This window comes from Rhizobium sp. BK181 (genome assembly GCF_014193305.1).
Lineage (GTDB): Bacteria > Pseudomonadota > Alphaproteobacteria > Rhizobiales > Rhizobiaceae > Rhizobium.
Genome location: NZ_JACHZA010000004.1, coordinates 327405 through 349651 on the forward strand (window position 1 = coordinate 327405; position 22247 = coordinate 349651).

The window sequence follows — 22247 nt, forward strand, 5'->3', positions numbered from 1 at the left end:
GAATGGCGGATTTTATCGCAGTTATCCGGCGGGCGGTTGACGGCCTGTCTGAAAATACTCCCGAGATGCGGGTGAAAGTCTACGAGCGCGCTCGCGGTGCTGTGCAGCGGCAGCTCGAGAACATGAAGCCGCGTCCGCCGGAAGCGATGCTGCAACGGCAGCTTGAAAAGCTCGAGGCTGCAATCCGCGAAGTCGAAGCGGAACACGCCGAAGCCGTTCCGTCCGCGGACGATGTTGCCGCGGCGGCTGCGCCCGAAGTCGAGACTGCCCATGAGCCGGAGGCCACCGCTCCTGAACCGGTCGCCGCCGAACCCACTGTTGACGAGCCGGCAGACGAGACATCGGTTCACCAAGAGCATGTAGAAGCTGAAGCGCCTGCGCCTGCCTATCAGGAGCCGCTCGAAGAGCCTGCGCATTATCACGAAGAGCCTGCCGCTGCCGAGCCGGAATATGCTGCCCAGCACGACACGCATTGGCCGCATGAAGAGCCGTCGGCTCCCGCTGAAGAAGTCGAACCCGTCGAGCACCTGCGCTCCGCTCCTTCCGAAGAGGTCGCTCACGAGGAACGGCAGGGCTCTGACGAGCATGTGGGCATAGAAGAGCCTGTTGCCGAGCCCACCGAGCCTCCGTACGTGGAGCCGGCTTTGCAGCCAGCGGCGCGCGACTACGATCTGACCAACCGTCTGGTCGAACCAGTCTATGGCTTGGATCGCTCGCCGGAAGAATTCGTGGATCGCAGCCAGGAAGAGCCGCTCCATGCGGACGCCGCCGGGCATTTCGATCCGGTATGGGCTGAGCCCGTCGAGGAAACGCCGGCGCCGCCGGCCAAGGATGCCCCGACAGACTGGGCGCTCGAGGAATTGAGGCAGTTTTCCGAGGCAGCGCCCGTTGCTCCGGCAAACGAAGCCGCGCGCGCGTTCGAGGACGTCATCGCCGGCATCGACCATGCACCGGCTAGCGTGAAGATGCCTGCCGCCAACGAGGGTTTCTCCTGGGAGGCAGCAGCCTTCGACGATCTCCCACCGATCGAAAGCGGCAAGAAGGTTCCGATCAACGCGCATTTCGACGATGGCGATCTCTTCTCGGAGATCCATGGCACCGCGAAAGCTGCGCCGGAAACCAATCCTGCGTGGCAGGAGGCACGGCCGCTTCGTGGCTACGACAACCGTGGCGTTGTTGCCGAAGATGACGACGGCACTGCGCCGCCCGATCTCGACAGCGCCGTTGCCGCGAAGTTCCAGGGCAAGAATCTGCGCATGGAGCCGAAGCGCCGCCGGTTCGGCATCGGCTCCATCGTAACGATCCTCATTGCGCTGGGCGTTGTTGGCGGCGGTGGGTATGCCGCCTGGACCCATCAGGATGCGCTGTCGACGATGGTGAAGAACCTTGTCAGCGCCGCTCCGTCGCAGAGTGCGAAGAACGAGCAGGCGCCGGCCAAGCCGGATGCTTCGACGCCAGCCGCGGCGCCACAGACCAGCGACGCCAAGCCGGCAGACGCAAACAAGGAAGTCGCCTCGTTGAATGACGGCGCTGCCGTCAACAACAAGTTCAACCAGCGGCTTCGTGCCGACGGCACCGAGGTCGACAGCGGCCCAGCTGCTGTTCCCGGAACGCCGACGGCCGAAGGAAAGTCGGTAGCCGAGCAGAACGTTGCTGCGGCCGATCCGACGCCGCCTGCGACCTCGACGACGCCGCCCGCGACGAGCGCTACCCCTCCTGCAGCCACGTCAGCGGCGACGCCGCCGGCGGACGGTGCAGCACAAACCGCGCCGGTCGGGTCAAATGAGAAAATGTTCCTCTATGAAGAGCGTATCGGGCAGAGTTCGCCGACCGCTATCCAGGGGTCGGTGGTTTGGAGCCTCCAGCACGAGGCAGGCTCGGACGGCAGGCAGGAAGCATCCGTGCAGGCGACCGTGACCGTTCCGGAACGCAACCTGTCGGCGCAGCTCACCTTCAAACGCAATTCGGATCCGTCGCTGCCTGCAAGCCACATCGTCGAAGTCGTCTTCTCGTTGCCGCCAAACTTCGAAGGCGGCGCCATCGAGAGCGTTCAGCGCATTTCGATGAAGCGGACCGAGCAGGATCGCGGCGACGCGTTGATTGCCGTTCCCGCAAAGATCACGGACGATTTCCATATGATCGCGCTGAATGACTATCCGGATGCGCGCAAGGCGAACCTCGATCTCCTCGGAAGCCGCGACTGGATCGATATCCCGATCACCTATCGCAACGGCCGCCGTGCCCTTCTGACGATGCAGAAGGGCTCGACGGGCGCGGAGGCGTTCAACGCCGCGATCAAGGAATGGGCCGCATTTGGCGACGTATCGACCAGCCAATAATCACTGGTTGGAGTAAATAAAAAAGGGCGAGACCAAACGGTCCCGCCCTTTTTCATTTGAGGAAACTTGCGCTTAGGCTGTCGCTTCCACGACCCGAACGGCCTTGGCGCGCTCCAGAGCTTCCTTGCGCACGGCATCCTGGACTTTTTCGAAGGCGCGGACTTCGATCTGACGAACGCGCTCGCGGCTGATGTCGAACTCTGACGAGAGGTCCTCCAGCGTTACCGGATCTTCAGCGAGACGACGCGCCTCGAAGATACGGCGTTCGCGATCGTTCAGAACGCTCATCGCCTTCGCCAGCATACGGCGACGCGTGTCGAGTTCGTCCTGCTCGATCAGAACCGCCTCTTGGCTATCGTGGTCGTCGACGAGCCAATCCTGCCATTGCCCGGATTCGCCTTCCGAGGCCTTGATCGGTGCGTTCAGCGACGCGTCGCCCGACAGGCGACGGTTCATCGAAACGACCTCCTCCTCGGAGACGTTCAGCTTCGTGGCAATCTCAGCGACGTGTTCCGGCTTCAAGTCGCCGTCGTCAATGGCCTGAATGCGGCCCTTGAGACGACGCAAGTTGAAGAACAGTCGCTTCTGATTGGCGGTCGTGCCCATTTTCACCAGAGACCACGAACGCAGGATGTACTCCTGGATCGACGCCTTGATCCACCACATGGCATAGGTGGCAAGACGGAAGCCGCGTTCCGGATCGAACTTCTTGACAGCCTGCATCAGGCCGACGTTCCCTTCGGATACGACTTCGCCAATCGGCAGACCATAGCCGCGGTATCCCATCGCGATCTTCGCAACTAGGCGCAGGTGACTGGTGACGAGTTTGTGAGCGGCTTCGCGATCGCCATGTTCCGCATAGCGCTTCGCAAGCATATATTCCTGCTGCGGTTCCAACATCGGGAACTTGCGGATCTCGTCGAGATAGCGATTGAGACCGGCTTCGCCGGCGGTAATGGACGGCAAGTTATTTCGGGCCATAAAAGCACCCTCCTATCTGAATTCCGGTTCCCGATGGAACGCGCCCCTGCGTTAAAAAGGCGAACCGGGGACGTGCGGCTTTATCGGAGCCCGCACTAAGTCAATGTACAGATAAGTATGGCGGAACAGGGGTTCAAGGCCGCACACCGTTTCACGAAGGCGTTACTCCGCCTTGCCCCGCAGGGCGCTTGCCAACTCTTCCATGTCCTCAGGCAGAGGCACTTCAAAGTGCATCACCTCGTTGGTGCGGGGGTGCTCGAATTGCAGCATATAGGCATGGAGGGCCTGCCTGCCAAAGGCATTCACAGTCTTCCTGGCAGCATCCGGAAGGAGATTTGCCTTTGTCTTGAAACCTGCGCCGTAGACCGTGTCACCGAGCAGCGGGTGGCCGATATGTGCCATGTGCACGCGGATTTGATGCGTGCGGCCGGTTTCGAGATGACACTCGATGAGTGAGGCGAGCGAAGTCGCGTCGGGATTCTCATGAAAGCGCTCGAGCACCTCATAATGTGTGATCGCCTCGTCGGCATCCTGCGTCTCGGGCCGTTTGACGGCACGACGCGTACGGTCACCGACGGAGCGCCCGAGCGGGGCATTGATCGTCCCCGTCAGCGCGCGAGGACGCCCCCAGACGATTGCCTGATAGGCGCGCTCCAACGGCATGGTGCGCCCGTGGTCGGCAAACTGCAGCGACAGGTGGCGATGAGAGATGTCGTTCTTGGCGACGACCATTACACCTGTAGTGTCTTTGTCCAGGCGGTGAACGATTCCCGGACGACGGACGCCGCCGATACCGGAAAGACTGTCGCCACAATGGTAGATCAGCGCATTGACGAGCGTACCGGTCCAGTTCCCTGCCGCTGGATGGACGACGAGGCCCGCAGGCTTGGAGATGACGATGACATCGTCATCTTCGAACAGAATATCGAGCGGGATGTTTTCGCCCTGGGGCGTCGGGTCTTGCGGTTCCGGTAGGACTATCTCGAAGACATCGCCTGGACGCACTTTTTTCTGCGGATCGGCGACGACCTTGCCGCCCGCCGAGACCTGGCCTTCCTTGATCAGCACCTTCACGCGACTGCGCGAAAACTCTTCGCCGAGCTGCGCCGTCATCCAGGCATCGAGACGGCCTTCGGCACTCTCGTCGGCCGTGAGGACTTTTCTAATGCCGGATGCTTGTTTAAAGGGGTCGCTCAAGACGCTTCTTCTCCGAATGATTTATAGAACGGAACGCCACATATGACGAATATCCAGCCAGAAGGTGATCAGGACGAAAAGCCCCTTGATCCGGTGATGGAACGTGTCCGGCGCAAGATGATCCGCCTGCAGATTGTTTCAGGCATCATCATGTTCGTGAGCCTTATGGCGGTCTTCGGCGCCATTGTCTACAAGACGATGCGGACTCCCGCGAGCGAACCAACAGCCGTGACATCGGCCGGCGTACCGTCGGATGCGCCTATATCCGTGACGGCCGTGTTGCCGCCGGGCTTCATCATTCAGTCGTCGTCGTTCTCGGGAGGGCAGATCATGTTCTTTGGGGCCACGGCCGACGGGATCATGAAGTCGCTCGTGTTCGATATCAAGGCAGGACGCATTGTCGCCGATGTGACCATCAACGGCGGCTAGGGCGATGGCTTCTCGGCTCGTTGCGATCGAGAGCGCGGACGATCCTCGCATCGCTGAGTTCCGCGATATCCGCGAACGGGATCTGACCGGTCGGCAGAACCGCTTCATTGCGGAGGGTACGGTCGTGCTTCGCATGTTGGCGGAAGCCAGCCACAGCGGCAGCTTTACAACCGAAAAGGTGCTGTTGCTCAGGAGCCGCGTCGATGGCGTCGCTCCCATTCTGGAGCGGCTGCCGATCGAGGTGCCCGTCTATGTTGCCGAGGCCGAAGTTCTGGACCGGATCGTCGGATTTCATCTCCATCGCGGCGTATTGGCCCTCGGCAGGCGCGAGGTAGCGGAAGTCGATCTCGTCGACCGATTGTCTGAGCGTTCGCTGGTCCTTGTCGGTTGCGGCATTTCCAATCATGACAATGCCGGATCCATGTTCCGCAACGCGGCCGCCTTCAAGGCCGATGCCATCTTCCTCGATGAAACGTCCTGCGATCCGCTGTATCGCAAGGCATTGCGCGTCTCCGTCGGCTCCGTCCTCAGTGTGCCTTACCAGCGGAAGGGCACTGGACTTGATATACTGACGCGGCTTGCCGCGAACGGCTTCGCCATCTGGACACTCTCGCCGCGCGGCGAGACCGACATCCGGGCGATACCGCCAGCCGGCAGGATGGCGTTGGTCGTAGGCACGGAAGGCGAGGGATTGCCGCCTGTTGTCCTTGAGCGCTTCAACAGCGCGCGCATTCCGCAATCGGAGGGATTGGACAGCCTCAATGTGGCGACGGCCACTGGCATCGCTCTTTTCGCCATGGCGTCAGCGGTGAAGCGGATCTGACCTCAGCCTGGTTCCGACAGGATCGTCGCTGCGCGCTGCGCAAGGTTGATGCGCTCACCATCCTGATGGTCTGCGGCATCCGGCAGAAGGTCTCGGATCGGCGACGTGGGGCCTTCATTGATCGCTGTCAACGCGACCATTCTTGCCGCTATGTCGGCGATCTCTTCGCGTGCGGCTTCATCCTGATGCGTGTCCGACTTTGCTTTCAACTGTTCTGAAACGGCGGCGCTGCGCTTGCGCACTTCTTCGCTCAGGCGTGCCGCGATCGCTGCGGTATCGAGTTCGGTTGCCATCGTTTCCTCGGTTGCCCGCTCCTCTGAAACCGCATCTGCGGCTACGGGTTGAAGACCGGCATTGCGCAGTGCCCGGTTTGCCTTGCGCAGTTCGGCGTTCGCCGCCTTGATCTGTTCTTTCAGCTTCGCAATTTCCTGCTGACGGCGTCCGAGAAGCGTATCCTTGTCGGCCACCGACGCCGCATCGCGGTCTGCCTGATCTTCGAGCCTGATGACCGCGTGCTCGTGCTGGGCGAGGGTCTGCTCCGCATCCTTTGCGCGCTTCTGCAGCAAGCTCACGTCCTGGCGAAGCGTGTCGCGCTCGATGCGGACCGCATTCGCCTTGAAGCTCATGCTTTCGATTTCGGTCTCGCGCGCCGCCAAATCGATCTTTAGATTGTCGCTCTGTTCCGCAAGTCTGTTGAGGCGCGTGCGAAGCGCTTCGAGTTCGCCTTCCTTGGCCGCACTTGCCTGCTCCGCGATGTGGAGGCTCGTCTTCAGCTGGCTGATGTAGTTTTCGTCCTTGCGCAGATGCGAGCGCTGTTCCGCTGCCTCGACACTCATGTCGCTGATCTGCGCCTGCAATCCGCCGATTTCAGCCGCAAATCGTCCGGCGTCGAGCGCCAGTGAATCGTGTTTCAACTGCAGCGCCAGCGACTTCTCGCGCTCGCGCACCAGCTGTTGCGTCGTCTTGGCGTTTTCCGCGGCATAGAAGGCTCGTACCATATCCTTCTGCGCCCGCACCTCCTGCGGGCTGAGCGGCATGGTCGCGCGCATCCGATTTTCGGTATACCAGACGATGCGGCGGTGGACAGCGGGCGACACCAGGAAAACGAGGAACGCTGCCGTCAGGAAGCCCAGTCCGAACAAGAGAGCATATTCGATCACGGAGTTGCCACGGCTTCCAAAAGTTGATTTGCGTCAGGACCAATGATTAAGCGGACCTGACGCGTAGAGCAAGTGGCGGAAAGGTAACGGCGAGCGAGAGTTCGACAGTGCCCGCTAAAAATCAGAAGGGGTTCCAGGTCGGATTCGGCGTGACCTTGAGGTATCCGACATTCAGTCCAAGGCGAGCGCCGACACCGGTGCGGATCGGCACCACCAGGACGTTTTCATTTTTGAGAAGCGTCATGCCGAAGCCGGCAATGACGAACGCTTGGCCGCTGACGCCACCGAAACGGGCGTAGATGGCGTCAGTCGAGGGCAGGTCATAGACCAGCATCATGACGCGTGTGCCCTGGCCACCATAGTCGATGCCGAGCGACGGGCCTTGCCAGTAGAGCGGATGCTCGCCGGCATTCTTGGTGTTCAGCTGACCTTCGCCATAGGTAAGCCCGGCGATGAAGGCACCGGAGCCTTCCTGGCCGAGGATGTAGCCGTTCGGAAGGCCGTATTTCTGAAAGGCCGTTTCCACCACCTTTGCGAGCCCGCCGCTGGTTGAGCCGAAAAACGAGTGTCCGGCGTCAACGATCTCCTGCATCGTGTACTGGCCATTGTTGGCCTGCTGCGCCGCCGCCTGCATGGGGATCAGCACGAGGGGCGAGAATATCAGCGCAACGAGAAGCCGGCAGAGGACCGGGAGTCTTCCGAGGAAATGGGCGCGCATGGGTGTCATCCGTTCATCATGGTCGGTACGATGAGCCGTTTCCGGCGTTTGATTCATTTTGCGCGTATGGTCTTAACAATCGGTTTACCAAATATGGTGTCATTATGGCGCCGAGTACGGCCGCAAACTTCGCGCAATTTTAATGACGCAACATAGACGGCGGAATGACCCTGCCGCCCCTGGAGACGATGATGTCGAAGAATCCAAACCTCACCCTGACCGGTCCCGACCTGGCCGCGCTTCTGTGCAGCCGCGTCTGCCATGATGTCATTTCGCCGGTCGGCGCAATCAACAATGGTCTGGAGCTTCTGGACGAGGGCGGCGCCGACGCCGATGCGATGGATCTTATCAGGACAAGCGCGCTCAACGCGTCTGTGCGTCTGAAGTTCGCCCGGCTTGCCTTCGGCGCCTCAGGCTCGGTCGGCGCCTCGATCGATACCGGTGAAGCCGAACGCGCGGCGAAGGATTTTGCGGCTGCCGAGAAGAAGACCGAGGTTACTTGGAGCGGCCCGCGTGCGATCATCGCCAAAAACCGCGTCAAGCTGCTGCTCAATCTGTTTCTCGTGGCCTATTCGTCCATTCCGCGTGGCGGCACCATTGAAGTCACACTGGAAAACCCGGAGCTGGACGCAAAATTCAAGATTGTCGCAAAGGGCAAGTTGATGCGCCTGCCGCCGAAGTTCGTGGAAATTTCGACCGGGGAAGTCGAGGAGGCAATCGATGCCCATACGATTCAGCCGTACTATACGGTGCTGCTTGCCGATGAATGCGGCATGACGCTGGGCCATGGTGCGACCAGCGAAGAACTGACCTTCACCGCTGACGTTATCGCGGCTTGATACAAGCCTCGGCGGCGATTCAGCACGCGAGGTAATAAATCCTTAGCCTAATGTTTTTATCCTTGGCTAGTAATTCGCCAGCCGGGACAGAAGCTGGGGCAAGGAGCAGCCATGCAGAGGTTTATGATCGCCGACTCGTCGGACGTTGTTCGCAAGGTCGGGAAACGTATCCTGTCTGAGCTGGATTTCCTGGTCAGCGAAGCCTCGAATGTCTATGAAGCTCTTTCCAATTGCCAGGTCGAACTTCCGGACTACCTGATTGTCGATTCCGGAATGGACGGCGCGCTTGAACTGATCTCCACCATCCGCGGTATGGAAGGCGGCAGGGAGGTCAAGATCTACTACTGCGTGGTCGAAGCCGATCTCAAGAAGCTGATGATGGGGAAACGGGCAGGGGCGACGGATTTTCTGCTCAAGCCGTTCGACCGCAAGATTTTGACTGCCGTTTTCGGCAATCGCGCTATCGCCGCATAATTGCGAACCTACTTTCACCAATCAAGGCCGCCCTGGGCGGCTTTTTTATGCCGGAAACGAAAAAAATCCCGCCACAAGGACGGGACTTTTTCTATTTGGCAAAGGGGATGAAAACTCAGGCGGTCTCGGCGTACTCAGCGCCATCCGGCTCGCGCAGAACATAGCCGCGACCCCAGACGGTTTCGATGTAGTTCGCGCCGCCAGCGGCGTTGGCCAGCTTCTTGCGCAACTTGCAAATGAAGACGTCGATGATCTTCAGTTCCGGTTCGTCCATGCCGCCGTAGAGGTGGTTCAGGAACATTTCCTTGGTAAGGGTGGTGCCCTTGCGGAGCGAGAGCAGCTCCAGCATCTGGTATTCCTTGCCGGTCAGGTGAACGCGCTGGCCACCGACTTCGACGGTCTTGGCGTCGAGGTTGACGATCAGTTCACCGGTCATGATGACCGACTGGGCATGGCCCTTCGAGCGGCGCACGATCGCATGGATGCGGGCGACCAGCTCGTCCTTGTGGAACGGCTTGGTCATGTAGTCATCGGCGCCGAAGCCGAGGCCGCGAACCTTGTCTTCGATACCGGCCATGCCTGACAGAATCAGGATCGGTGTCTTGACCTTGGACAGACGGAGAGTGCGGAGCACTTCATATCCGGACATGTCGGGAAGGTTCAAATCGAGAAGGATGATGTCGTAATCATACAACTTCCCGAGATCCACGCCTTCTTCACCGAGATCGGTGGTGTAGACGTTAAAACTTTCTGATTTGAGCATCAATTCGATGCTCTGCGCTGTCGCGCTGTCATCTTCGATGAGTAGTACCCGCATTCTTATCCCCTTTACCGCCGCCGAAAGGTGGTCTGGCCCCCTACACGATACCGAATATGTCACTGCGTGATTTGGAAGCTGCCACGAAATGGTTAACAAATTCTGATTCACTCTGGCAAGAGGTAATCAATTTATTAAATATTTTGTCCATTTCGCTGTTTTCCAACGAGAATCCGCAAAGCCAACTTCTTAATTTTTACATTAAGAACGGCCGGTAAGCGATTCATTCGACTCACCAATGAAGCGGTATCGGAAATCGCGTAGTTGTGTTTACCGACCCTTAAATCATCGGCACTATCATTAACGATGCCCGTAAACGAAAGGTTACCAGCGGTAGGTTTTTGTTAATACCGACGGAAATTTTTTGGGCAGGCCGTTTCAAAGCGGCTCGCAGGGGCGGTTTTGAGTGGAGCAGGGGTCTCGCATCACTGGAGTAATGCGTATGAAGTCGCGTGAGAGCCTAACTCGCCTGAAGGAGTTTCAGGTGAACGAAAAACGTCGCCAACTGCAGCAATTGCAGATGATGATGTCCGAATTTGAACGGATGACGAAGGATTTGGAGAGCCAGATCCTCGTTGAAGAAAAGAAATCCGGCATTTCCGATCCGAATCACTTCGCCTATCCGACTTTCGCAAAGGCAGCGCGCCAGCGGGCGGACAATCTTCAGGTTTCGATCAAGGAGCTGAAGATGCAGGAAGAGTCGCTGGAACAGGCGCTCGAAGAGATGCAGGCGGAGTACGCACGTGCAGCCGCGCTGGAAGAGCGCGACAGCGCGGTCCGGGCAAGAGCCTAAGGCAGGGTTCGGGCGCCGCTAGGCGCCTCGACATCGCCTCGAAAAAGCCATGCATGATGGGCTGCCGCGTCCGTCATACATGGCTTTTGGCGTTGCGATATCAGCTGTTGATGACGTCTGCCCATTCCGCGTGGCGTTGGGATTGGGCTTTGAAGAACGGGCAGAGCGGGAAGATCTTCCATCCGCCCTTGCGCGCTTCCTCGACGGCGTGCAGAGCCAGTGCCTGGCCAACGCTCTTGCCGCGCAGTGCATCGGGTACACCGGTGTGGTCGATGATGACGAGCTTAGGCGACGTGCGGGAGTAGGTCATCTCGGCCTGATGGCCCTCTAGCTCTGCAACGTAGCGACCGCCGGAAGTCGTTACTTCGTTCTTGATGTTCATTGCCATTCCTCATCAACAGTGTGCTCTTCGGGAAAGTGGCATGTCATCTTACGTACGCCAAGACGGCAGACGAGAACGCAGTGTTCGATGAGGTGGGGGAGAGGGCTGCCGGTATGGGCCGGCAGCGGTTCCAGCGTCACCGATCGAGTTTCCAGCTGAGTGGTCCATGAAGCGGGAATTCGCGGTGAAGCTTGTCGGTGATGGCGAGACGAAGCAAGTTCGCTGCGTCGCGAATTCGGGCCGTCTGTATATCCCCCTCAGGACATGCAAGCGGCCCGACTTGTAAAATTCGTTGCCCAAAAGGGCTGGTCAGTGGCGATATTGCTGGATGCGGGTCGTGCGCAAACCGGCAAGACCATGGCTGTTGATCGAAGACTGCCAGGAGAGGAACTCTTCAACAGTTAGCGTGTAACGCTCGCAGGCTTCTTCCAAGCTCAGCAGGCCACCGCGAACCGCCGCTACAACCTCAGCTTTGCGGCGGATCACCCAGCGCCGTGTATTCGGCGGCGGCAGATCAGCAATCGTCAGCGGGCTGCCATCGGGGCCGATGACATATTTTACTCGGGGACGTATCATTTCGGTCATTGGACTCTCTACACAACTCAAGACCACGGCAGTCACTCTAGCTTGTCACATTTAAGAATTGCCTAAGCGCATCGTAACACTTTGATAAGAAATTTAGGCGTTCGCCTCCCAAGAAGCGATTTGCACTTTCGCTGCCTTCCGCAACGTTAATTTGTAACTGGCGCATAGGAGCCATGCGTAATGGTTGATGGGCAATTGATATTCGCCAATTTATAAGCGGCGCAACATATGTGAGCGCAAGATCCCGTCTCCGTTCGTCTTGTGGCGCCCGGAATGACTAAAGCTGTTTGCTTCGTGTCCTTTTGATACGACGCCCTTTGCTTTTCGCTCGGTGCCGCGCGGCCTTTTATGGGTCGACAAACGCAGCAGGTGGGGTCGGAGCGAGCCGGGGATAAGACAATGAAGAAACAAGAGCGCGCCAGTCGCGATGGCGCGGAGCATGCTGTTTTTTCGCGGATCGCGTCTGGGCAGAACATGTCTGTACAACGATTCACCGATGGCATGGCCGAGATGGCGAGTGAGGCGCACTTCAACCACTACTTGCTGGCGGAGTTTCCACGCGGCGACCGCAGTGGCTTCCTCAGCAACCATCTGGCAAGCAACTGGCCGCAAGAGCTACTTGATATCTACGAAGAGGTTGATTTCTTCTACTGCTGCAAGCTTCTTGCAGCTTTGAAGACGACGACGATGCCGGTCTTCCATGACATTGCGGCCTTCGAGAGTGCGGCGACCAACCAGGGCGGCCAGCTCCAGACGGCCGTCTTCAAAAGATATGGCCTGAAAAATACATTTGCCTTTGCGCTGCATGATGTGCACCTGCGCCACTATGTGTTCGCATTTTCGGGTGAGCGCGAGTCACCTGCTCGCGATGAGGCGATGAGGCTGGTCTTCCGCGCGATGGAACTCTTGCAGCAACTCGGCCATCAGAACCCTGTAGAGCAGCCCGCGGAAAGCCTCAGCAGTCGCGAAATCGAATGCTTGCGTTGGTCGGCCGCTGGAAAGAGCAGCGAAGAGATCGCGATTATCCTTGATCTCTCCGCGCATACGGTGGTTGGTTACTTGAAGAGCGCGATGCGGAAGCTCAATTCCGTCAATCGCATGCAGGCCATCGCCCGCGCGTTTCGCTACAGGTTGCTCTAGACGGTTGTCGCTTTGATCTAAAGCATCACGACCGAAAGCTCGGTTTTCGCAGATCCTAACTCATACTGCGCGCTGCCGTGGTGCAGCAGCGCCAGCGAGTCTCCCTCATTCAGCGATGCTAAAGTGCAGGCAGTATGACGTGCCGCGCCGGTCGAAGCAGGACCGACAGCGGCCGCAAGCGCCACCGTGCCATTTGCCTCGAGGACGGCCTCATGTCCGGACGAAGACAGCGTGCTTGCTGTGAGCAGCAGGAGATATAGGCCGGTCTCGGGGATGAGCAGGCGGTTGCCAATGCCGGGTGAAATGACCGGGCCAAGAGAGAAGCCGCCTTGCAGCAGATGGAATTCGTTGAAGCCAGTTCGGCTGCCGGATGCCGGCGTGGATGCTCCCGCCGCCAAGGAGACACGAGCGGCGGGTTTGGCTGGCGTTCTTACAATCCCTCGCGGCGAAATTGTCAGAGCCGTCAGCCAATCGCTGCCGTTGCCGCTGATCTTGATCGAGAAATCGTCGTTGCCGGCGAGGCCTAGTTCCGCCCGGCCGGACCATGCTGTCTGGAAGAGCAGCGTTCCTGTCTCGCCGGCGGCAAACTTGTTGATCTTCAATTGGTGCCCGTGGCCCGAGTGACTGAAGAGGCTTGCGTCGGACGCCACCGAGAGGCGGTTGAAGGCATCCGGCGAGGTATTGATGCCGACCATCGGTAGAGAATTATCGTTATCCAGCGCTATCGCATGCCACCCGTCGGTGCTCAATGCGCGGAGTTGGCCCTGCGCCATGAAGAAGGCGCGCCAGCCCGTCCTCGGCTCGATATAGATCCAGGCGGCGTCCTGGCGGAGTGCCAGCATTCCGTCCCGGCCGGACCAAGCACCGCCGGCGCCTTCAGAGACCAGATAGCATTGTCCTTCAGAGACGTCGGGTGGAGGAAGGGAGGATTCTCCGGTGACGCTCAGCTGGACAATGGCATCGAGACGCTGCAGCGCTTCGTTGTGGGTAACGTGCTTTTGTGCCTGGGATGGCAGGATATAGGGCAGGGCGAGATTGTTGGTCTGGTCAGACACGGTTTTGCGGCTCCCGGATTGGCCGGAACTTCGCCCGGCGCGGCTTCATTTCGCCGAAAATCCTAGGTGCCGCTAATGGGGCGTGGACGGTGGAAGCCGTGCTTCGCTGATTTTCCGTGTCTTTTCGAAAAGGTTATACCCGCGCGAGCGCGGATCGCGCGCCGCCCCAGGAGATGAAATTCGGGTTGGCGAAGTCGCTGTCATGCGGCTGTGACGTCTTGCCATAGGTGAGCGGCAGTCCGTCCAGCGTTACGGTCGAGCCGCCTGCGGCGCGCAGCACGGCGTCGCCGGCGGCCGTATCCCACTCCATCGTGCGCGTGAAGCGCGGATAGACGTCGGCCAGCCCTTCAGCCAGCATGCAGAACTTTAGCGATGAACCGATGTTGGTACAGCGGGAGATCGCATTCGCGCTCAGAAAGACATCCGTCTCAGGGCTGTTGTGCGATCGGCTCGCCAAAGCCGTCCGGTCGGCCGGTTGCGGCCGCACACGGATGGCGGTTCGCCGGATCACTTGAAAATGCTCGTTGACAAGAAGCTTCTCGGCCTTGTCGTTCTCTGCAGAAAACGCGATGCCGAGGGCAGGGGCATAGACGATCCCGGCGAGGGGCCGCCCGTCTCTGATGTAGGCGATGTTCACCGTGAACTCGCGACGCTTGTCGATGAATTCCCGAGTGCCGTCGAGCGGATCCACAAGGAAGAAAGACGCGCCGATCGCGGGAACGTTGCCGGCGGCCACCGACTCTTCCGCAATGATCGGGGTATCGGGGAAGGCTGCTTCAAGCTGTGCAATGATGATGCGCTCGGCGCGCTCGTCGGCGATGGTGACCGGGCTGTTGTCTGCTTTCCTGGCGGACGGGCACCCCTCCAGATAGACCTGCATAATTGCCTTGCCCGCTTCGAGAGCGGCGCGCTCAAATGTTTCGAGCATTGCTCGCCTTCCGGATCTTCCGCACTGCGCTCACCTCGAGCGCCTTTTCTTATATAGGGAATTCCCTCGACGATGTGAATCGTATCAGGGCAACGGGTTGCCGTCGAATGCGTGCAATCATGTATCGAATGCGCGCAGCACTCCCGGAAAAGAATCTCTGCGGTCGTCTTCATATGCTGCATCGCCTGGCGCCGAGCGAAAAATTTCGGTTGCTTGCGCCGTTAAAAGTCAAAAAGCGCTTTCTTAGGCTTAGCATGCTAAAAAAAGCGAATTCCTGACCGCAAAAAAGTCATTTTCACCAAAACGGCAAAGAACTTTGGGGCTTTGCGATTTTGCACTTCCCTTTTGGTTTGAAAGCGGTATGAAATCCTTAATCAAGGGCTCATTTAAGGTCCTAATAACAAGAGATGCTGGCTGAATTGGCTTGCATCCAGGGGAAATGACATATGGAATATTTTGTCCAGCAGCTCGTTAATGGGCTGACTCTTGGATCCATCTATGGCCTTGTGGCTATTGGCTATACGATGGTTTACGGCATTATCGGCATGATCAACTTCGCCCACGGCGATATCTTCATGCTCGGCGGCTTTGCCGGCCTTATTGTCTTTCTCGTTCTCACATCCATGTTCGCGGGCCTTCCGGTAGCGGTTCTGCTGTTGGTAATGCTGCTCATTGCGATGCTGATGACGAGCTTGTGGAACTGGACGATCGAGCGCGTTGCGTATCGTCCGCTGCGTGGATCTTTCCGCCTCGCGCCTCTGATCACCGCGATCGGCATGTCGATCACGCTGTCGAACTTCATTCAGGTGACGCAAGGTCCGCGCAACAAGCCGATCCCGCCGCTTGTCAGCACCGTTTACAACGTTGCGGGCATTTCGATTTCGCTGAAGCAGATCGTAATCATCCTCATCACGGTCGTGCTGCTGACGGTGTTCTGGTATCTCGTCAATCACACGTCCCTCGGGCGCGCCCAACGCGCAACCGAGCAGGACCGCAAGATGGCAGCGCTGCTGGGCGTCAATGTCGATCAGACGATTTCCGTTACCTTCATCATGGGTGCGGCGCTCGCTGCCGTCGCAGGTACGATGTATCTGATGTATTATGGTGTCGTGAACTTCAACGACGGCTTCGTACCGGGTGTGAAGGCGTTCACCGCGGCTGTTCTTGGCGGCATCGGCTCCTTGCCGGGTGCTGTTCTCGGCGGGCTGATGATCGGTCTCATCGAGTCGCTGTGGTCGGCTTACTTCACCATCGCGTACAAGGATGTGGCGACATTCGCCATCCTCGCTTTCGTGCTGATCTTCAAGCCGACAGGTATCCTGGGCCGGCCGGAAGTCGAGAAGGTATAACGTCATGGAAAATGCTGTACGTTCCGCTGACAAGTCCGCAAACGCCGGACTTGTTCAGAAGGGTATTAAAGAAGCTCTGTTCGCGGCTCTCATCTCGTTCGGCATGTTCGTGCTCTACGTCGGCCTGAAGACCGACCAGAACATCAGCAACGAACTCATCATCGTTCAGCGCTGGGGCCTCCTGGCCATCTTCGTGGCAATTGCTGCCGTCGGTCGTTTCTTGACGGTGGTCTTCTTGAGGCCACATCTCGATGCGCGCAAGTTGGCGAAGGCTCGTAGCGGCGAGCTTGATATCTCGACCGAGAAGGGCTTTTTTCACACGCACTTCTTGAAGATCGCGCTCATCGCGCTGCTGCTCTATCCGGTGTTTATCTATGCCGTTGCCGGTCCACAGGGCTCGCTGAAGTGGGTGGACAACTTTGGCATCCAGATCCTGATCTACGTGATGCTGGCCTGGGGATTGAACATCGTCGTCGGTCTCGCCGGCCTGCTCGATCTCGGTTACGTCGCCTTCTACGCGATCGGGGCGTATTCTTACGCGCTTCTATCCAGCTATTTCGGCCTCTCGTTCTGGGTGCTGCTGCCTTTGTCCGGTATTCTGGCTGCACTGTGGGGTGTCATTCTGGGCTTCCCGGTTCTGCGACTGCGCGGTGACTATCTCGCGATCGTAACGCTGGCTTTCGGTGAAATCATTCGCCTGGTGATCATCAACTGGACGGATCTCACCAAGGGGACGTTTGGGATCTCGGGCATTCCGAAGGCGACGCTTTTCGGCATTCCGTTCGATGCAAGTGCCGGCGGTTTTGCGAAGCTCTTCCACCTGCCAATTTCATCGGCCTACTACAAGATCTTCCTTTTCTACCTGATTTTGGCGCTTTGCATGCTGACCGCCTATGTGACGATCCGCCTGCGCCGGATGCCAATCGGCCGTGCGTGGGAGGCCATGCGCGAAGACGAAATTGCCTGCCGCTCGCTTGGGATCAATACCGTGACAACTAAACTCACGGCCTTTGCGACGGGTGCGATGTTCGGTGGTTTCGCCGGCTCGTTCTTTGCTGCTCGCCAGGGCTTTGTTTCCCCGGAATCGTTCGTGTTCCTGGAATCGGCGGTTATTCTGGCCATCGTCGTTCTCGGCGGCATGGGGTCGCTGACGGGCATCGCGATTGCTGCGATCGTCATGGTTGGCGGTACGGAATTGCTGCGTGAGATGTCCTTCCTGAAGATGATTTTCGGACCGGACTTCACGCCAGAGCTCTACCGCATGCTGTTGTTCGGTCTGGCGATGGTCGTTGTGATGTTGATCAAGCCGCGTGGCTTCGTGGGATCGCGTGAACCGACGGCCTTCCTCAAGGAGCGCAAGGCAGTTTCCGGCAGCTTTACCAAGGAGGGCCACGGTTGATGAGCCCTCAGGAAACAAACATGACCAGCGATACTTTGCTCAAGGTCGAGCACCTGTCGATGAAGTTCGGCGGCCTGATGGCGATCAACGACTTTTCGTTCGAAGCCAAGCGCGGCGACATTACCGCGCTCATCGGCCCGAACGGCGCCGGCAAGACGACGGTCTTCAACTGCATCACCGGCTTCTACAAGCCGACGATGGGGATGATCACGCTGAAGCAGAAGAGCGGCAAGGAGTTCCTGCTTGAACGCCTTCCGGACTTCCGGATCACCAAAGAGGCCAGGGTTGCCCGTACCTTCCAGAACATCCGGCTGTTTTCCGGCCTGACCGTTCTCGAAAACCTGCTCGTCGCCCAGCACAACAAGCTGATGAAGGCGTCCGGCTACACGGTGATGGGGCTGGTGGGCATCGGACCGTATCGGGCCGAGGCGAAGAATGCCATCGAACTGGCGCGCCACTGGCTTGAAAAGGCCGATCTTATGGATCGCGCCGATGACCCGGCTGGTGATCTGCCCTACGGCGCACAGCGCCGGCTTGAGATCGCGCGCGCCATGTGCACGGAACCGGAGCTTCTGTGCCTGGATGAGCCTGCCGCTGGACTCAATCCAAGAGAGTCGGCTGCGCTGAATGCGCTGCTGCGCAGCATTCGTACTGACAGCGGCACGTCGATTCTTCTGATCGAACACGATATGTCGGTGGTTATGGAAATTTCCGACCATGTCGTCGTTCTGGAATATGGCCAGAAGATCTCCGACGGCACGCCTGATGAGGTGAAGAATGACCCGAAGGTTATCGCAGCCTATCTCGGCGTCGAAGACGAGGAAGTGGAAGAAGTGATTGCAGCCGTAGAGAACCTCGAAGGAGGCTCGCACTGATGACTGGTCAGCCACTTCTCAAAGTCCAGGGCGTCGAGACCTATTACGGCAACATTCGGGCTCTGGCCGGAATCGATGTCGAAGTCCATCGCGGCGAGATCGTCAGCTTGATCGGCGCCAACGGTGCCGGCAAGTCGACGTTGATGATGACAATTTGCGGCAGCCCGCAGGCGCGCAACGGTTCGGTGGTTTTCGACGGTCGCGACATCACGCGTATGCCGACGCACGAGATCGCCCGGCTTCGCATCGCGCAGTCGCCCGAAGGACGTCGGATATTCCCGCGCATGACCGTCATGGAAAACCTCCAGATGGGTGCCGGCCTGGATAACCTGAAGTACTTCAACGAGGACGTCGAAAAGGTCTTTACGATGTTCCCGCGGTTGAAGGAACGCCAGACCCAGCGCGGCGGCACGCTGTCTGGCGGCGAGCAGCAGATGCTGTCGATCGGTCGCGCGCTGATGGCGCGTCCGAAACTGCTGCTTCTCGACGAACCGTCGCTCGGTCTCGCGCCGCTGATCGTCAAGGGCATTTTCGAGGCGATCAAGAAGTTGAACAAGGAGGAGGGGCTCACTGTCTTCCTCGTAGAGCAGAACGCCTTCGCGGCACTTCGCCTGTCCGACCGTGCTTATGTCATGGTCAACGGCAAAGTGACCATGAGCGGTTCCGGCGCGGAACTGCTGGCGAATCCGGAAGTGCGTGCCGCCTATCTCGAAGGCGGACGGCATTGAGCATGACGAAGGGGAGACTTTGATATGCAGGGACTTTTCTTTGAGGGCGATACCGGCGTTCGCAGTGCCATTCGGCTTTTCGTCGTGCTGATCGGATTCTGGACCGCTTGGCGAGCAGGCAAGGCTGCGGCGGACAGCTGGAGCGACTATCCGCTGGTGATCGCCTACACGGTTCTGCTCGCCGCTGCGATGCAGTTTCTGCATCACGCACTGTTTGATGGACCGGTCCTCAGCCTCTTTTACTATGTGATTGACCTCGTCCTTCTCTCGATCTTCTCGACGGCCGGCTATCGCTATCGCCGGACCAACCAGATGGTCAACAACTACTACTGGCTATACGAAAAGACGTCCCCCTTCTCCTGGAAGGCAAAACATTGACAGCCGGTTGAATCTAGGGACAGATTGCCCCTTCGAGTGGAACAAGTTTCCTGGCGCAGTAAAGTGGGTAATGCGCTGGGTGGTGGAACAGAACCCGCTAAAAAATTGGGAGTAATAGAATGAAAAAGTCTCTCCTGTCGGCTGTAGCTCTGACGGCGATGGTCGCCTTCAGCGGCAACGCATGGGCCGACATCATCGTTGGCGTTGCTGGTCCGCTGACCGGCCCGAACGCTGCGTTCGGGGCTCAGCTCCAGAAGGGCGCAGAGCAGGCGGCCGCTGACATCAACGCTGCCGGCGGCATCAACGGCGAGCAGATCAAGGTCGTACTCGGCGACGACGTCTCCGACCCGAAGCAGGGCATCTCGGTTGCGAACAAGTTCGCTGCTGACGGCGTCAAGTTCGTTATCGGCCACTTCAACTCGGGCGTTTCGATCCCGGCTTCCGAAGTCTACGCTGAAAACGGCATGCTCGAAATCACTCCGGCCGCTACGAACCCGAAGTTCACCGAGCGCGGTCTCTGGAACACGTTCCGTACTTGCGGCCGTGACGACCAGCAGGGTGCAATCGCCGGCAAGTATCTTGCTGACCACTTCAAGGACGCCAAGATCGCCGTCGTTCACGACAAGACGCCTTACGGCCAGGGTCTCGCTGACGAAACCAAGAAGTCTCTGAACGCTGCCGGTGTTACCGAAGTCGTCTACGAAGGCATCAACGTTGGTGACAAGGACTTCTCGGCCCTCATCGCTAAGATGAAGGAAGCCGGCGTCTCGATCATCTACTGGGGTGGCCTTCACACCGAGGCTGGTCTGATCATCCGTCAGGCTGCCGACCAGGGCCTCAAGGCTACGCTGGTTTCAGGTGATGGTATCGTTTCGAACGAACTGGCATCGATCGCTGGCGACGCAGTCGCCGGTACTCTGAACACCTTCGGCCCCGATCCGACGCTGAACCCGGCCAACAAGGACCTCGTTGCGAAGTTCAAGGCTGCTGGCTTCAACCCGGAAGCTTACACGCTCTACTCCTACGCTGCACTGCAGTCGATCGCTGGTGGCGCAAAGGCTGCCGGTTCCAACGACGCTGAAGCCGTTGCTGCGGCAATGAAGGCAAAGGGCCCGTTCCCGACCGTTCTCGGCGATATGTCTTTCGACGAAAAGGGCGACCCGAAGCTTCCCGGCTACATCATGTACGAGTGGAAGAAGGGTCCGGACGGCAAGTACAGCTACTTCCCGCAGGAAGCCAAGTAAGGGTTCATCCCCGACTTGTGCGGATTTTTGGAAGCCCGGTCGCAAGACCGGGCTTCTTCCGTTTGGCCCTCGGCGTTTTTTTGCGCTACTGGGTAGGAAGTCAATCACGGCAATCGGAACGGTTCTCATGTCCAAACCACGCATTCTCGTCACGCGTCGCTGGCCTGCAGCGGTAGAAAAGATCCTCTCGGACCGTTTTCACACGACGCTGAATGCGGATGATATCGCCATGAGTGGGGAGGCACTGAGCGATGCGCTTGACGCGTACGACGCCGTCCTGCCGACGGTCTCCGACCGGCTGCCGGCTGCCGTCTTTGATAGTGTGACGCAGCGTGCCCGCATCCTGGGGAATTTCGGGGTAGGCTACAATCACATCGACATAGGTGCAGCGAAGGCGCGAGGGATCGTGGTGACGAACACGCCCGGGGTGCTGACCGACTGCACGGCCGATATCGCCATGCTCCTGCTGCTCACCGTCGCTCGCAGGGGTGGCGAAGGCGAGCGCCAGATCCGGGCTGGCGAGTGGCAGGGCTGGTGCCCGACGCATATGATCGGGACGAAGGTCACCGGTAAGACAGTCGGTATCATCGGTTTCGGGCGCATCGGCAAGGCGTTCGCGCAGCGTTGCCACTTCGGCTTCGGAATGGATGTCGTCTTCTTCAATCGGTCGCCTGTCGATCCGACGGAAGCGGCGCGCTACGGCGCAAGACAACTGCCGACAGTTGAGGATGTATTGGCGCTCTCCGATTTCGTTTCCTTGCACTGCCCTGGCGGCGAGGAGAACAGACATCTGATGAATGCTGCCCGGTTAGCCTCGATGAAGCCCGGCGCGTTCCTCATCAACACGGCTCGCGGCGATGTCGTCGATGAAGCGGCGTTGATCGCGGCCTTAAAGGACGGTGTCATCCGCGGCGCCGGGCTCGACGTCTATGCAGCCGAGCCGCATGTATCGGAGGCGCTGAGAGCCATGGAGAATGTCGTCCTGCTGCCACATCTCGGAAGCGCAACGGAGGAAACCCGCACTGCCATGGGAATGAAGGTTGTGGAGAACATCACCGCCTTCTTCGAAGGCAAAGAGCCGCCGGATCGCGTTGCCTAGCGTCTTGGTCCGACTGATGGTTCAGGGTTAAAGACTTCGTTCAAAGTGCAATTCGCCCTCTCGGTTGCCGATCAAGCGCCACCCGGCGCGATGGTAAAGGCGCGCGGCGTTGCGGGATCCGTCGGCAGCCAGATGCTGTCGAAGCCGGCCGATTTCACTGTTGTGCAGGCCCGCTCGAGCAGGGCGCGTCCGATGCCACGGTTGCAGTGCCGCTCATCCACGAACAGTGCCCAGATGGAGCCGTTGCGTGTGTCCGCGGCTGAGAAGCCGCAAATACCGCTTTCATCCTCCCAGACAAAGATGCCGGGATTGACGATGAACCATGTCCTCAAGCGTAACCTTGGACGGATCGGACAGGGCGTTCTCGGAAACGCCGGCGCAGATTTCGACAATCAGGGCGATGCACTGCTTTGTCGCCCTGCGGATCAATGCAGCGTCCTCCAAATCTTTATCATTAGGTCTCGCGTGACCGATCGGAGATCTCATCTTACGGCTTCGGATGCCGGTCCATTGCG

General features: G+C 58.9%; 24 protein-coding genes. 14 read left to right on the forward strand and 10 right to left on the reverse strand.

The genetic code is table 11. The features are described 5' to 3' along the window. The first annotated feature begins 2 nt into the window (after nucleotides 1-2). Nucleotides 3-2339, forward strand: coding sequence for a hypothetical protein (locus tag FHT77_RS13960; protein ID WP_183755589.1), 2337 nt, complete (start codon nucleotides 3-5; stop codon nucleotides 2337-2339). A 72-nt stretch (nucleotides 2340-2411) separates the two neighbouring features. Here FHT77_RS13960 and rpoH read toward each other — a convergent pair whose 3' ends face one another. Continuing rightward, complete coding sequence (gene rpoH, locus FHT77_RS13965; RefSeq protein ID WP_016554940.1) at nucleotides 2412-3320, reverse strand: RNA polymerase sigma factor RpoH; 909 nt, start codon at nucleotides 3318-3320, stop codon at nucleotides 2412-2414. 162 nt (nucleotides 3321-3482) lie between these two features. Next, on the reverse strand, nucleotides 3483-4517 hold the full coding sequence (locus tag FHT77_RS13970; RefSeq protein WP_183755590.1) for an RluA family pseudouridine synthase: 1035 nt from the start codon (nucleotides 4515-4517) through the stop codon (nucleotides 3483-3485). A gap of 42 nt (nucleotides 4518-4559) precedes the next feature. On the opposite strand from FHT77_RS13970, the gene FHT77_RS13975 reads away from it, so the two are divergent. Both FHT77_RS13975 and FHT77_RS13980 read left to right on the forward strand, forming a co-directional pair. Next, nucleotides 4560-4946, forward strand: coding sequence for a hypothetical protein (locus FHT77_RS13975; protein WP_183755591.1), 387 nt, complete (start codon nucleotides 4560-4562; stop codon nucleotides 4944-4946). Between the two features lie 4 nt (nucleotides 4947-4950). Then, nucleotides 4951-5769 carry an RNA methyltransferase gene (locus FHT77_RS13980; protein WP_183755592.1) on the forward strand — a complete coding sequence of 273 codons (819 nt, stop codon included), beginning with the start codon at nucleotides 4951-4953 and terminating at the stop codon, nucleotides 5767-5769. Between the two features lie 2 nt (nucleotides 5770-5771). On the opposite strand, the gene FHT77_RS13985 is transcribed toward FHT77_RS13980, so the two are convergent. Together FHT77_RS13985 and FHT77_RS13990 are read right to left on the reverse strand one after the other, a co-directional pair. Further along, nucleotides 5772-6929, reverse strand: a complete 1158-nt coding sequence (locus FHT77_RS13985) for a hypothetical protein (RefSeq protein WP_183755593.1) — start codon at nucleotides 6927-6929, stop codon at nucleotides 5772-5774. Nucleotides 6930-7050: 121 nt separating this feature from the next. Next, nucleotides 7051-7647 carry a DUF1134 domain-containing protein gene (locus tag FHT77_RS13990; RefSeq protein ID WP_183755594.1) on the reverse strand — a complete coding sequence of 199 codons (597 nt, stop codon included), beginning with the start codon at nucleotides 7645-7647 and terminating at the stop codon, nucleotides 7051-7053. A gap of 191 nt (nucleotides 7648-7838) precedes the next feature. Here FHT77_RS13990 and chpT point away from each other — a divergent pair, with 191 nt between their 5' ends. Next, nucleotides 7839-8486 (forward strand): histidine phosphotransferase ChpT, encoded by a 648-nt coding sequence (chpT, locus tag FHT77_RS13995; RefSeq protein ID WP_183755595.1) that lies wholly within the window; start codon nucleotides 7839-7841, stop codon nucleotides 8484-8486. A 111-nt stretch (nucleotides 8487-8597) separates the two neighbouring features. Further along, entirely contained in the window at nucleotides 8598-8960 is a 363-nt protein-coding gene (locus FHT77_RS14000) for a PleD family two-component system response regulator (RefSeq protein WP_183755596.1), read from the forward strand. A 115-nt stretch (nucleotides 8961-9075) separates the two neighbouring features. On the opposite strand, the gene ctrA is transcribed toward FHT77_RS14000, so the two are convergent. Continuing rightward, a complete protein-coding gene (ctrA, locus tag FHT77_RS14005) occupies nucleotides 9076-9777 on the reverse strand; it encodes a response regulator transcription factor CtrA (protein ID WP_003542362.1) in 702 nt (233 codons plus the stop codon). Between the two features lie 442 nt (nucleotides 9778-10219). On the opposite strand from ctrA, the gene FHT77_RS14010 reads away from it, so the two are divergent. Beyond that, the gene (locus tag FHT77_RS14010; RefSeq protein ID WP_016554933.1) at nucleotides 10220-10570 is read left to right on the forward strand and encodes a hypothetical protein; all 351 of its coding nucleotides are present in this window, start codon (nucleotides 10220-10222) and stop codon (nucleotides 10568-10570) included. Between the two features lie 100 nt (nucleotides 10571-10670). Here the strand turns inward: FHT77_RS14010 and FHT77_RS14015 are convergent, their stop codons facing one another. Both FHT77_RS14015 and FHT77_RS14020 read right to left on the reverse strand, forming a co-directional pair. Next, nucleotides 10671-10952: a GNAT family N-acetyltransferase gene (locus FHT77_RS14015; RefSeq protein ID WP_183755597.1), complete on the reverse strand. Its 282-nt coding sequence runs from the start codon at nucleotides 10950-10952 to the stop codon at nucleotides 10671-10673. 309 nt (nucleotides 10953-11261) lie between these two features. Next, entirely contained in the window at nucleotides 11262-11537 is a 276-nt protein-coding gene (locus tag FHT77_RS14020; RefSeq protein WP_007533628.1) for a DUF1153 domain-containing protein, read from the reverse strand. Nucleotides 11538-11936: 399 nt separating this feature from the next. Between FHT77_RS14020 and FHT77_RS14025 the strand changes: the two genes are divergently transcribed. Beyond that, nucleotides 11937-12677 (forward strand): helix-turn-helix transcriptional regulator, encoded by a 741-nt coding sequence (locus tag FHT77_RS14025; RefSeq protein ID WP_183755598.1) that lies wholly within the window; start codon nucleotides 11937-11939, stop codon nucleotides 12675-12677. Between the two features lie 17 nt (nucleotides 12678-12694). Here the strand turns inward: FHT77_RS14025 and FHT77_RS14030 are convergent, their stop codons facing one another. Continuing rightward, the gene (locus tag FHT77_RS14030; protein ID WP_183755599.1) at nucleotides 12695-13732 is read right to left on the reverse strand and encodes a DUF2793 domain-containing protein; all 1038 of its coding nucleotides are present in this window, start codon (nucleotides 13730-13732) and stop codon (nucleotides 12695-12697) included. Nucleotides 13733-13865: 133 nt separating this feature from the next. Continuing rightward, nucleotides 13866-14660: a 3'(2'),5'-bisphosphate nucleotidase CysQ gene (cysQ, locus tag FHT77_RS14035; protein ID WP_183755600.1), complete on the reverse strand. Its 795-nt coding sequence runs from the start codon at nucleotides 14658-14660 to the stop codon at nucleotides 13866-13868. A gap of 446 nt (nucleotides 14661-15106) precedes the next feature. On the opposite strand from cysQ, the gene FHT77_RS14040 reads away from it, so the two are divergent. From FHT77_RS14040 to FHT77_RS14070, 7 genes are all read left to right on the forward strand, one after another. Then, the gene (locus FHT77_RS14040) at nucleotides 15107-16009 is read left to right on the forward strand and encodes a branched-chain amino acid ABC transporter permease (protein ID WP_016554928.1); all 903 of its coding nucleotides are present in this window, start codon (nucleotides 15107-15109) and stop codon (nucleotides 16007-16009) included. Nucleotides 16010-16013: 4 nt separating this feature from the next. Next, a complete protein-coding gene (gene livM, locus FHT77_RS14045; protein ID WP_183755601.1) occupies nucleotides 16014-17408 on the forward strand; it encodes a high-affinity branched-chain amino acid ABC transporter permease LivM in 1395 nt (464 codons plus the stop codon). Further along, on the forward strand, nucleotides 17408-18283 hold the full coding sequence (locus FHT77_RS14050) for an ABC transporter ATP-binding protein (RefSeq protein WP_016554926.1): 876 nt from the start codon (nucleotides 17408-17410) through the stop codon (nucleotides 18281-18283). The genes livM and FHT77_RS14050 overlap by 1 nt, the downstream gene beginning before the upstream one ends. After that, nucleotides 18283-19011, forward strand: coding sequence for an ABC transporter ATP-binding protein (locus FHT77_RS14055; protein ID WP_016554925.1), 729 nt, complete (start codon nucleotides 18283-18285; stop codon nucleotides 19009-19011). Before FHT77_RS14050 ends, FHT77_RS14055 begins: the two co-directional genes overlap by 1 nt. A gap of 24 nt (nucleotides 19012-19035) precedes the next feature. Next, nucleotides 19036-19389, forward strand: a complete 354-nt coding sequence (locus FHT77_RS14060; RefSeq protein ID WP_114713530.1) for a DUF6867 family protein — start codon at nucleotides 19036-19038, stop codon at nucleotides 19387-19389. A gap of 119 nt (nucleotides 19390-19508) precedes the next feature. After that, nucleotides 19509-20633 carry a branched-chain amino acid ABC transporter substrate-binding protein gene (locus FHT77_RS14065; protein ID WP_016554923.1) on the forward strand — a complete coding sequence of 375 codons (1125 nt, stop codon included), beginning with the start codon at nucleotides 19509-19511 and terminating at the stop codon, nucleotides 20631-20633. 127 nt (nucleotides 20634-20760) lie between these two features. After that, the gene (locus FHT77_RS14070; RefSeq protein ID WP_183755602.1) at nucleotides 20761-21732 is read left to right on the forward strand and encodes a 2-hydroxyacid dehydrogenase; all 972 of its coding nucleotides are present in this window, start codon (nucleotides 20761-20763) and stop codon (nucleotides 21730-21732) included. Nucleotides 21733-21803: 71 nt separating this feature from the next. Here the strand turns inward: FHT77_RS14070 and FHT77_RS31280 are convergent, their stop codons facing one another. Beyond that, nucleotides 21804-22064, reverse strand: coding sequence for a GNAT family N-acetyltransferase (locus FHT77_RS31280; RefSeq protein WP_246719829.1), 261 nt, complete (start codon nucleotides 22062-22064; stop codon nucleotides 21804-21806). Nucleotides 22065-22247: the final 183 nt, after the last annotated feature.

Bases quoted from the DNA above. Each gene is read 5' to 3' on its own strand.
- livM (WP_183755601.1), top strand. From the start codon at position 16,014: ATGGAAAATGCTGTACGTTCCGCTGACAAGTCCGCAAACGCCGGACTT.
- FHT77_RS14060 (WP_114713530.1), top strand. From the start codon at position 19,036: ATGCAGGGACTTTTCTTTGAGGGCGATACCGGCGTTCGCAGTGCCATT.
- ctrA (WP_003542362.1), bottom strand. From the start codon at position 9,777: ATGCGGGTACTACTCATCGAAGATGACAGCGCGACAGCGCAGAGCATC.
- rpoH (WP_016554940.1), bottom strand. From the start codon at position 3,320: ATGGCCCGAAATAACTTGCCGTCCATTACCGCCGGCGAAGCCGGTCTC.
- FHT77_RS14025 (WP_183755598.1), top strand. From the start codon at position 11,937: ATGAAGAAACAAGAGCGCGCCAGTCGCGATGGCGCGGAGCATGCTGTT.
- FHT77_RS14050 (WP_016554926.1), top strand. From the start codon at position 17,408: ATGAGCCCTCAGGAAACAAACATGACCAGCGATACTTTGCTCAAGGTC.
- FHT77_RS14070 (WP_183755602.1), top strand. From the start codon at position 20,761: ATGTCCAAACCACGCATTCTCGTCACGCGTCGCTGGCCTGCAGCGGTA.
- FHT77_RS14040 (WP_016554928.1), top strand. From the start codon at position 15,107: ATGGAATATTTTGTCCAGCAGCTCGTTAATGGGCTGACTCTTGGATCC.
- FHT77_RS14020 (WP_007533628.1), bottom strand. From the start codon at position 11,537: ATGACCGAAATGATACGTCCCCGAGTAAAATATGTCATCGGCCCCGAT.
- FHT77_RS14010 (WP_016554933.1), top strand. From the start codon at position 10,220: ATGAAGTCGCGTGAGAGCCTAACTCGCCTGAAGGAGTTTCAGGTGAAC.
- FHT77_RS13990 (WP_183755594.1), bottom strand. From the start codon at position 7,647: ATGCGCGCCCATTTCCTCGGAAGACTCCCGGTCCTCTGCCGGCTTCTC.
- FHT77_RS14065 (WP_016554923.1), top strand. From the start codon at position 19,509: ATGAAAAAGTCTCTCCTGTCGGCTGTAGCTCTGACGGCGATGGTCGCC.
- FHT77_RS14055 (WP_016554925.1), top strand. From the start codon at position 18,283: ATGACTGGTCAGCCACTTCTCAAAGTCCAGGGCGTCGAGACCTATTAC.
- cysQ (WP_183755600.1), bottom strand. From the start codon at position 14,660: ATGCTCGAAACATTTGAGCGCGCCGCTCTCGAAGCGGGCAAGGCAATT.
- chpT (WP_183755595.1), top strand. From the start codon at position 7,839: ATGTCGAAGAATCCAAACCTCACCCTGACCGGTCCCGACCTGGCCGCG.
- FHT77_RS14000 (WP_183755596.1), top strand. From the start codon at position 8,598: ATGCAGAGGTTTATGATCGCCGACTCGTCGGACGTTGTTCGCAAGGTC.
- FHT77_RS13960 (WP_183755589.1), top strand. From the start codon at position 3: ATGGCGGATTTTATCGCAGTTATCCGGCGGGCGGTTGACGGCCTGTCT.
- FHT77_RS14015 (WP_183755597.1), bottom strand. From the start codon at position 10,952: ATGAACATCAAGAACGAAGTAACGACTTCCGGCGGTCGCTACGTTGCA.
- FHT77_RS13980 (WP_183755592.1), top strand. From the start codon at position 4,951: ATGGCTTCTCGGCTCGTTGCGATCGAGAGCGCGGACGATCCTCGCATC.
- FHT77_RS13975 (WP_183755591.1), top strand. From the start codon at position 4,560: ATGACGAATATCCAGCCAGAAGGTGATCAGGACGAAAAGCCCCTTGAT.